Genomic DNA, 7,049 nt, shown 5'->3' with positions numbered 1-7,049 from the left:
TCCCGCCCCCCCCCCCCCCCCCCGGCCCCCCCCCCCGGGGGGGGGGGCCCCCCCCCCCCCCCCCGACCTGATGGCCGCATCCGTGCTGTTCTCTCCTGGCCGTGGTTTTCGCTACCGTGCTGCGGAATTCGGCAGCTCTCGCAAAGGCCTGGCAGCCGTTACCCCAGCACCCTTCGAACGCAGGCTTTAAATATTTTCACCCCGACCGGTAGCGAAGCCAGATCGAAATGCATATCGGGATGATGCAGCCCCGGCAGCAGACCCGTGCCCAGCCCCCAGAAACCTGCCTTCACTTCCGGGCGCTGTACCGGATACTGGAAGAAATCTTCGCTGCCTGGCGTTGAACGTACCGGCATCAGCGCAGCTTCACCCTGTACATCAACAATCGCCTGCGCTATCAGTGCGGTCATCTCGTCATCAATCACTGCCGCAGGCATGCTTTTCACCACTGTCACATTGGCTTTGGCACCGTACGCCGCAACGCTGTGCTCAACGGCCCGCTGAACGCGCGCCTGTAGCTCAACCATATCTTCATTTTTGGCTGTACGCAGATCGAACACCACTCGGGCTTCATCCGGGATGGAATTGGTTACGCCGGCATCGCAGATAAAGCGAGTGGCTTTTACACTCCAGCCACTGTCCGGGGCCAGATGTACCGCATTCACCGCCTGTACCGCGCTGACGGCGGCATCCAGCGCGTTGACTCCCAGATGCGGCCGTGCACCGTGTGCCGCCTGTCCATAAATAATGGCTTCCAGTGTGACGCATGCCGAATAGTGTACCGCCGGAATGGCTGTACCCACGGCGCATTCCTGGGCCGGGCGCACATGGAAGCCTAAAATCATATCCACATCGTCAATTGCGCCTCCGGCGATCATCGCCAGCGCACCGGCCCCCAGCTCTTCCGCCGGTTGGAAAATCAGCTTCAGCCGACCGCGTTTCACTTCATGCCCGGCGATCAGCTCCTCGGCGGCGCTCAGCACGACGGAAGAGTGGCCATCGTGACCGCAGGTGTGCCGCGCGCAGTGTACTCCGTCAATAATGTGCCCCAGTGCATCCATATCCGCCCGCAGCGCCAGAGTCGGGCCTGGAATACCGCTGTCAAGGATCGCCACAATACCGGTAGTCCCATTGAAATTATCCTGTACGACAAAGCCCGCGTTTTTTAACTGCTGGCTGATATAGGCCGACGTTTTAAATTCCTGGAATCCCAGCTCCGGGATTTCATGCAGGTAGTTATAGTGCTCCAGAACCCTTGACACGTTTTCCACTCCATTCAGAAATAATTAAAGTAATACGCTTACCAGTGGGCGATTACCGTGCGGTAATCATGCATCTGGCCATCCTCAGCCAACGGGTACGGCGTTTTCCTGAGAGATTAAAATATATTCAGATGCAGAAATATACGTTTTGTCTGGTTTTATTTTGGGATAATTAATGACCGAAAATAATTTTATTTCGTGGAGTGGAATTATTGGCGCGTATAGGCTAAAAATAGTAGAATTAATCTGTCTGAATGCGTGTTGCAGATTAATAACCAGACAGTAGCAGGACGGATTGACGATATTTAGCACAGGGCAGGAGTGGGATATGTCAGAGGTGTTCAGAGGTGGTGGTACATTGTCCGGCGATCGGATGGCTATCCCTGTACCGGTGCTGATTGCTGGCAGCGCGGTGATCGCGACCCGTGTGCTTAGCGTGCTGCTTCTGGCCAATGAACTGGGCTATGAAGAGGTGATGAACTTTATTCACCGCAGCGCACAATCCTGGGATTCCACTTTAATTTTTATTGCCAGCCAGCTGATCTTCTTCCTTGAGCTGCGCTGCGCGATTGCCATGATCCGTGGGCGGAACTGGGGGCGCTGGACGTTCCTTGCCACTCAGGTGGTTGTGCTGCTGTATATGATGGTCGCAACGCTAACCGGGATCTATCCGGAGATTTTCAGCATCAGCGGCGAAGATAACGTCCGTATTATCAGCTCGCTTATCGCCCAAAAACTCCCGGATATGCTGGTGTTGCTGTTAGTGTTTGTGCCGGTGAGCAGCCGACACTATTATCGCTGAGCCGCATTTCGTCTGAGACTGCACCCGGCGCGAATTTGGGTATATACTGTCGCCCTGCATTTCGCACTCCCAATCAACAGGCTTTAACATGCATTGCGCGCTCTACGACGCCGGTCGTTGCCGATCCTGCCAGTGGCTGGAAACGCCGTACACCCAGCAACTTTCGCAAAAACAGGCTCATCTGCAGCAGCTGATGGCTTCTCTGCCGGTGGCAAACTGGCTGGAGCCGGTGATTTCTCCGCCGGAAAAATTCCGTAACAAGGCGAAAATGGTGGTCAGCGGCAGCGTTGAGCGCCCGCTGCTCGGTATGCTGCATCGCGACGGTACGCCGGTCGATCTCTGTGACTGCCCGCTTTATCCCGACAGCTTTACCGATGTGTTTGCCGCGCTGCGCCCGTTTATTGCCCGCGCCGGGCTGACGCCCTATAACGTTGCGCGCCGTCGCGGCGAGCTGAAGTTTATTCTACTGACGGAAAGCCGCTACAGCGGTGAGCTGATGCTGCGCTTTGTGCTGCGCTCCACCACTAAGCTGGCGCAGCTTAAGGCCGCACTGCCGGAACTACAGCGCACGTTACCGCAGCTGGCGGCGATTTCCGCCAATATCCAGCCGGTGCCGATGGCGATTCTCGAAGGGGATGAAGAGATCCCGCTTACCGATAATCAGGCTCTGGCCGAGCAGCTCAATGACGTGCCGCTGTGGATACGGCCGCAGAGCTTTTTCCAGACCAACCCGGAAGTGGCGGCATCGCTGTATGCCACCGCGCGCCGCTGGGTGGCGGAATTAGGCGTTAACAGCATGTGGGATCTGTTCTGCGGCGTCGGGGGCTTTGGCCTGCACTGCGCCACGCCGGACATGCAGCTGACCGGCATTGAGATCAGTAAAGAAGCGATTGCTTGCGCGAAACGTTCCGCCGAACTGATGGGGTTAACGCGGGTGAATTTTGCGGCGCTGGACTCAACGGCATTTGCCACCGGAGAGGGCAGCGTGCCGGAGCTGGTACTGGTGAATCCGCCACGACGCGGTATCGGTGCGGAGCTGTGCGACTATCTCACCCGAATGGCACCGCCGTGGATACTTTATTCCAGCTGTAATGCGGTGACGATGGCAACGGATCTTGCCCGGCTAAGTGACTATCGTATTGTGCAGGTGCAGCTGTTTGATATGTTCCCGCATACGGCGCACTACGAAGTGCTGACGCTGTTACAGCGGAAAGCATAAAGCGGGCAGGCGAGATATTCGCCTGCCGTTTGCGCATTACTCCGGGAACCAGCGCTGATTAATTTTCTCAATCGTGCCGTTCGCGCGCAGCGTATCCAGCGCGGTATTCAGTTTTGCCAGCAGCTCCGCGTTATCCTTACGCACGGCAATCCCTAAGCCCGTACCAAAATAGCTGCTGTCGGTAACGTGCTTGCCCACGGTGCCAAGATTCGGACTGGTTTTCAGCCACTGATTGACCACTGCGCTGTCGCCGAAAATACCGTCCAGACGGTTATTTTTCAGGTCCAGAATAGCGTTCTGATAGCTGTCATAGGCCACGGCGGTAATCTCAGGATGCTGCTCCTGTAGATACTTCTGATGCGTGGTGCCGTTTTCCATACCAACGCGTTTGCCTTTCAGCTGCGAAAGGTCGGTAAATTTACCCTTTGGCGCAATCAGAATCGCGGAGTTAGCGTAGTAAGGCTTGGTGAAGCTGACCTGCTGACTGCGCTCCGGGGTGATATCCATGCCGGAAATCACGGCGTCGTAACGGCGAAACTTCAGGGCCGGAACCAGGCTGTCAAACGGGTTATTGGTGAAGGTACATTCTGCTTTCATTTCTTCGCACAGCGCTTTGGCCAGATCGATATCAAATCCAACAATCTGATTCTCACTGTCCAGCGATTCAAACGGTGGATAGGTAGCAGAGGAAGCAAAACGAATTTTATCTGCGGCTACAGCCCCAAAGGTCATGCTGGCCAGAACCGTGGCCAGAATAATTTTTTTCATGTTATCAGTTCCTTTTTTAGAAATCGTTCGCTCAGCTGCGCTGCTCAAAGGCTAATGCCCGGCGTTCAATCAGCCGCATCAGCAAGGTTAGCAAGCCATTGACGATGAGATAAATTACCCCGGCGGCGGCAAACACCGTCACGTCATAGGTTCGGCCGTACAGCAGCTGCCCGTGGCCCATCACTTCCATCAGCGTAATGGTGTAAGCCAGCGAGGTACTCTTAAACACCAGCACCACCTCGTTCGAATAAGAGGAGAGGGCGCGCTTAAAGGCATACGGCAGCAAAATGCGCAGCGTATCCTTGCGGTTCATGCCCAGAGCCGCACAAGATTGCCACTGCCCGGCAGGGATTGCCCGCACGGCACCGTGGAACAGCAGCGTGGTGTAGGCGGCACTGTTTAACGACAGCGCCAGCAGGGCACACAGCCACGGCTGTGACAGTAAATGCCATAGCCAGGGAATATTTTGTATGGAAGGAAACTGGCCCGGGCCGTAGTAAATCAGGAATATTTGCACCAGCAGCGGCGTACCGGTAAACAGTGTGATATAGCCACGGGTAATCAGGCTGAGAACCGGCACCTTCAATGCCAGAATCACCGTGAAGATCAGCGCCAGCAGGAGTGCCAGCAGCAGCGATGCCACGGTAAGCGTCAGGCTGGTTTGCAGCCCTTTAAGCAGTTCGGGGAAGTAACTCAGCATCAGGAATCTCCGCGCTCAAAGCGCGTCGTGCGCAGTTCAATACGCTTCAGCACCTGCTGACTGAACAGGGTGATTAGCAGATAAATCGCCGCCGCAATAACGTACCAGGTAAACGGCTCCTGGGTACGGGTGGCAATGCTTTTGGTCTGCAGCATAATATCGTTCACGCTAATCAGTGAAACCAGTGCGGTATCCTTGAGCAGCACCAGCCACTGGTTGCCTAAACCGGGCAGGGCGTGTCGCCACATTTGCGGCATGATTAACCGGAAGAATATCGCCGCTTTTTTCATTCCCAGCGCCTGGCCGGATTCCCACTGGCCAGCAGGCACCGCTTTCAGCGCGCCGCGCAGGGTTTGTGAAGCATAGGCAGAGTAGAGGATAGCCAGCGCAATCACGCCGCACAGGAACGGGCTGACGTCAAAGTTTTCAATGGTGACCTGAATCGGGATCTGCACCACGCCGAGATTCAGGGTGAAGCCATCCGAGAGCGTCAGCAGCAGCTGCGAGGCGCCAAAGTAGATAAACAGCACCACAAGAATTTCCGGCAGCCCGCGAAACAGGGTAACCAGCAGCGTGCCCAGAAACGCCAGCGGCCGCCAGCGCGCGGATTCCCACACGGCGAAAACCATCGCGAGAGCCAACCCGACCACCAAAGCGCAAACGGCAAGGCCGACGGTCATCCCGGCGGCGCTGGCAAGAGAATAAAATTCGCTCATTAATTACTGCTGAAACCACTTGCTGTAGATAGTTTTATAGGTGCCGTCGGCTTTCACCTTGTCCAGCGCCGCATTGAATTTGCCCTGCAGCTCGGTATTGCCCTGACGAACGGCGATGCCCAGGCCGGTACCGAAGTAAGACTTATCGGTCACTTTCTCACCCAGCGCGGCCAGGTTCGGGTTCTGTTTCAGCCACTCGTTAACCACCGCGGTATCACCAAATACCGCGTCGATGCGGCCATTTTTCAGATCGAGGATGGCGTTTTGATAGCTGTCGTAAGGGACCAGTTGAATATCAGCCTGTTTTTCGCTGAGGTATTTCTGGTGCGTGGTGCCGTTCTGCACGCCAACGCGTTTGCCTTTCAGGGCGTCGATGCTGGCAACTTTACCTTTCTGCACCACGAACAGCGCGGAGTTGTCGTAGTAAGGGTTGGTAAACAGGACCTGCTTTTCACGCTCTGGCGTGATGTCCATACCGGCCATTACCGCATCAAAGCGACGGAATTTCAGGCTGGGGATCAGGCTGTCAAAAGCCTGGTTGCTGAAGGTACATTCTGCACCGATTTCACGGCACAGTGCGTTAGCCAGATCGACATCAAATCCCTGGATCTTGTTGTCGGCGTCAACAAACTCAAACGGAGGGTAGGACGCTTCTGTCGCAAAACGAATGGTCTGGGCAGCGCTTGCTCCCAGGCTGATGGTGGCTAAAAGTGCGGCAAGTACAACTTTTTTCATCATTATGTCCTGCGTTAGTGCGAAAGGTAATTTGCAAACGCCTCGGTTTGCGGCTGTGTAAAGCGGCTGGCATCGCCCTGTTCGACGATGTACCCATTTTCCATGTACACCACGCGGCTGGCGGTTTTACGCGCGACTTCCACCTCGTGGGTGACGATAACCTGAGTGATATTGGTTTCCGCCAGTTCGCGAATAATGCTGACAATCTGTGCGGTAATTTCCGGGTCCAGTGCTGCGGTTGGTTCATCGAACAGCAATACCGCCGGCTCCATCATCAGCGCGCGAGCAATGGCCACGCGCTGCTGTTGACCACCGGAAAGATGCAGTGGAAAGCGATCGGCAAAGGGTGTCAGGCGCAGGCGATCGAGCAGTTTACTGGCCCGTTCATGGGCCTGTTCTTTACTCAGCCCCAGCACGCGGCAAGGCGCTTCAATCAGATTCTGCGTGACGGTCAGATGCGGCCAGAGATTATACTGCTGGAAGACCATACCGACGTTCTGCCGTAGTTCACGAATGGCACTTTCAGTTGGTGGCTTGCTGAAGTTGAAGTGATTACCGGCGATATCAAGCGTTCCGGAACGCGGCATTTCGAGCAGATTCAGCACGCGCAGAAGTGAGCTTTTCCCGGCACCGCTTGGCCCCAGCAGAACCAGCGTTTCGCCCTGCGGGCACGCCAGCTGTATGTCAAATAGCGCCTGGTGGGCACCGTAATAGCAGTTAATACCGTTTAGTTGAATACTCATGCGCAAAAAGTGAATAGCAATTGATGCCGCAAATCTTAACGTCGACAGAATAGTTATGCAATCATCGTGCGTTAAAATTTATAATTGTTGGCGAGGTGATTAAA

Annotated in this window: 8 protein-coding genes; 2 read left to right on the top strand and 6 right to left on the bottom strand. The window is 55.4% G+C overall.

Annotation, left to right across the window (positions count from 1 at the left end; genetic code table 11):
* Positions 1-158: 158 nt before the first annotated feature.
* Positions 159-1,262, bottom strand: a complete 1,104-nt coding sequence (locus IBT47_RS16390; protein WP_200561482.1) for an amidohydrolase — start codon at positions 1,260-1,262, stop codon at positions 159-161.
* A 328-nt stretch (positions 1,263-1,590) separates the two neighbouring features.
* On the opposite strand from IBT47_RS16390, the gene IBT47_RS16385 reads away from it, so the two are divergent.
* Both IBT47_RS16385 and rlmC read left to right on the top strand, forming a co-directional pair.
* Positions 1,591-2,064 carry a YbjO family protein gene (locus IBT47_RS16385; RefSeq protein ID WP_105593476.1) on the top strand — a complete coding sequence of 158 codons (474 nt, stop codon included), beginning with the start codon at positions 1,591-1,593 and terminating at the stop codon, positions 2,062-2,064.
* An 88-nt stretch (positions 2,065-2,152) separates the two neighbouring features.
* Positions 2,153-3,283 (top strand): 23S rRNA (uracil(747)-C(5))-methyltransferase RlmC, encoded by a 1,131-nt coding sequence (gene rlmC, locus IBT47_RS16380; RefSeq protein ID WP_200561480.1) that lies wholly within the window; start codon positions 2,153-2,155, stop codon positions 3,281-3,283.
* A gap of 36 nt (positions 3,284-3,319) precedes the next feature.
* Here the strand turns inward: rlmC and artJ (IBT47_RS16375) are convergent, their stop codons facing one another.
* The 5 genes from artJ (IBT47_RS16375) to artP are packed head-to-tail and all read right to left on the bottom strand — an operon-like array spanning position 3,320 to position 6,945.
* Complete coding sequence (gene artJ / locus IBT47_RS16375) at positions 3,320-4,051, bottom strand: arginine ABC transporter substrate-binding protein (protein ID WP_105593474.1); 732 nt, start codon at positions 4,049-4,051, stop codon at positions 3,320-3,322.
* A gap of 31 nt (positions 4,052-4,082) precedes the next feature.
* Entirely contained in the window at positions 4,083-4,751 is a 669-nt protein-coding gene (gene artM, locus IBT47_RS16370; RefSeq protein WP_200545755.1) for an arginine ABC transporter permease ArtM, read from the bottom strand.
* Complete coding sequence (gene artQ, locus IBT47_RS16365) at positions 4,751-5,467, bottom strand: arginine ABC transporter permease ArtQ (RefSeq protein WP_105593472.1); 717 nt, start codon at positions 5,465-5,467, stop codon at positions 4,751-4,753. The genes artM and artQ overlap by 1 nt, the downstream gene beginning before the upstream one ends.
* 3 nt (positions 5,468-5,470) lie before the next feature.
* Entirely contained in the window at positions 5,471-6,202 is a 732-nt protein-coding gene (artJ, locus tag IBT47_RS16360) for an arginine ABC transporter substrate-binding protein (protein ID WP_200561478.1), read from the bottom strand.
* 14 nt (positions 6,203-6,216) lie between these two features.
* On the bottom strand, positions 6,217-6,945 hold the full coding sequence (gene artP / locus IBT47_RS16355) for an arginine ABC transporter ATP-binding protein ArtP (RefSeq protein ID WP_105593470.1): 729 nt from the start codon (positions 6,943-6,945) through the stop codon (positions 6,217-6,219).
* Positions 6,946-7,049: the final 104 nt, after the last annotated feature.

The sequence above is a fragment of the Erwinia sp. S43 genome (genome assembly GCF_016624745.1).
Classification (GTDB): domain Bacteria; phylum Pseudomonadota; class Gammaproteobacteria; order Enterobacterales; family Enterobacteriaceae; genus Erwinia; species Erwinia coffeiphila.
Note: the sequence above shows the minus strand (reverse complement) of the source record. Positions and strands in the feature narration are given on the sequence as shown.